General features: G+C 58.6%; 3 protein-coding genes and 1 tRNA gene. 1 reads left to right on the top strand and 3 read right to left on the bottom strand.

What is annotated here, in order from left to right:
• Nucleotides 1-165: 165 nt before the first annotated feature.
• The 3 genes from X728_RS136955 to X728_RS136965 all read right to left on the bottom strand — a co-directional run bounded on the left by X728_RS136955 (nucleotide 166) and on the right by X728_RS136965 (nucleotide 1,189).
• A complete protein-coding gene (locus tag X728_RS136955) occupies nucleotides 166-474 on the bottom strand; it encodes a BA14K family protein (RefSeq protein ID WP_023667455.1) in 309 nt (102 codons plus the stop codon).
• A 202-nt stretch (nucleotides 475-676) separates the two neighbouring features.
• Nucleotides 677-886, bottom strand: a complete 210-nt coding sequence (locus X728_RS136960; protein ID WP_023688402.1) for a hypothetical protein — start codon at nucleotides 884-886, stop codon at nucleotides 677-679.
• 120 nt (nucleotides 887-1,006) lie between these two features.
• Nucleotides 1,007-1,189: a hypothetical protein gene (locus X728_RS136965; protein ID WP_023667458.1), complete on the bottom strand. Its 183-nt coding sequence runs from the start codon at nucleotides 1,187-1,189 to the stop codon at nucleotides 1,007-1,009.
• Nucleotides 1,190-1,347: 158 nt separating this feature from the next.
• Here X728_RS136965 and X728_RS136970 point away from each other — a divergent pair.
• Nucleotides 1,348-1,423: transfer RNA gene (locus X728_RS136970), tRNA-Thr, on the top strand.
• Nucleotides 1,424-1,508: the final 85 nt, after the last annotated feature.

Genomic DNA, 1,508 nt, shown 5'->3' with positions numbered 1-1,508 from the left:
GGTGACGTGAACAATCACCAGCCTGCCATGACCGCCCCCTCTCAGCGAATTTGCAGAACTCTCAGCACACTACCCGATCTCCAAACCGTAGCTGACACTGCCACGCGCTCAAATGTAGGAAAGAGGGGCTGCGTACAGCCCCTCCTTCTTGTGGGGAGCCTCCTCTTAGAGGCGGCAATAGTGGCGGTAGCCGTCATAGCCGACATAGGTGTCGGAGTACGGATCGTAGCTGGCGTAGCGGTTGGCGCAGCGGCGGACGTGCCAGGAGCCACCCTCGTCGTCGACATAGACGGTGCGGGGCTGCTGGTTGAGTAGGCTGCCGAGCACGAACCCGCCGACGCCGGCGGCGATGCCGATGCCGATTTCGCGGTTGTGGTGATGGCTGTGGGCGGCCGAGGGCTGGACGGTGCCGACCAGCGAGGTGGCGGCGACGGTGCTGGCGATGAGGGCAGAAGCGATTTTGCGCGTGAACATGACGATCTCCTTGTTTCGTTGCGAGAGGCGATCCATCCGCCTCTTGATCATCTGTCGTTTCGGCGCGGAAAAAGGTTCGAAAGAATTTGGGATTTTCTTGAAGGCCGGAAATCAGCCGATGGAAACCAAGATCTGATCGATCGAGCGCTCAACGCAAAAAAGGGCGGCCGAAGCCGCCCTTCCGCGAGGCAGGTCGTCTCGCTCAAAGGAAGATGATCACCTTGCCGTGGTGATGATGATGCTTGTGGTGATGGTGCTTGTGTTGATGGTTCCACCACCAAGAGGGCTTGTCGTGGTGCTTGTGATGGTGGTGATGATGGCTGTGAGCGGAGGACGACTGCACGGTACCGGCGAGCGCGCCGGTGGCGACGAAGATGGCGACCAGGCCCGAAGTAAGACTGCGCTTCAACATGATGATCTCCTTGATCGAGGCGACCATTCGCCTCTGGAGATCAGTCGCGGTGACGTGGTGAAAGGTTCGAGGTTTTGAGCGAGTAGTGAGTAGTCAATGGTCCGAAAGGCGTTCGCCCATTCACCATTCACCATTCATCCCCATCCCAGTCACATGCCGCAGCCAAAACGCCATCGCGATAAAACCGACGATGGCGGCGATGCCGGTCCAGTCGACATTGGCGCTCTTCACGTCCCTGATGAGCTTTACCGCAAGCAGCCAGGCAATGACGACAAGCGGCAGGATGATGACAAGTCTGATCATGCGACACCCCGTTCGATGCGTTTGCACCTGAGAGATATGTAGGGATCGCATTGGCGGTTTTCAGCATGGCGGCCCGCCCACCTCGGCGGGGTCCATTAGCGATCGAAAACGGAGTTTTGTCTTTACTGGCGCACGAAATATGCTAACCGGAGCGCCGTGCCCTTGTAGCTCAGCTGGTAGAGCAGCGGTTTTGTAAACCGAAGGTCGGCGGTTCGATTCCGTCCGGGGGCACCACCTTTCGCTCTGTACGGCCCGGAGACATGGGTAACATTCTGTACCTAAGACATGGGTGACAACCTCGTGCCGAACGGGTTGTCGA

It is taken from the genome of Mesorhizobium sp. L103C119B0, assembly GCF_000502235.1.
Classification (GTDB): domain Bacteria; phylum Pseudomonadota; class Alphaproteobacteria; order Rhizobiales; family Rhizobiaceae; genus Mesorhizobium.
Note: the sequence above shows the minus strand (reverse complement) of the source record. Positions and strands in the feature narration are given on the sequence as shown.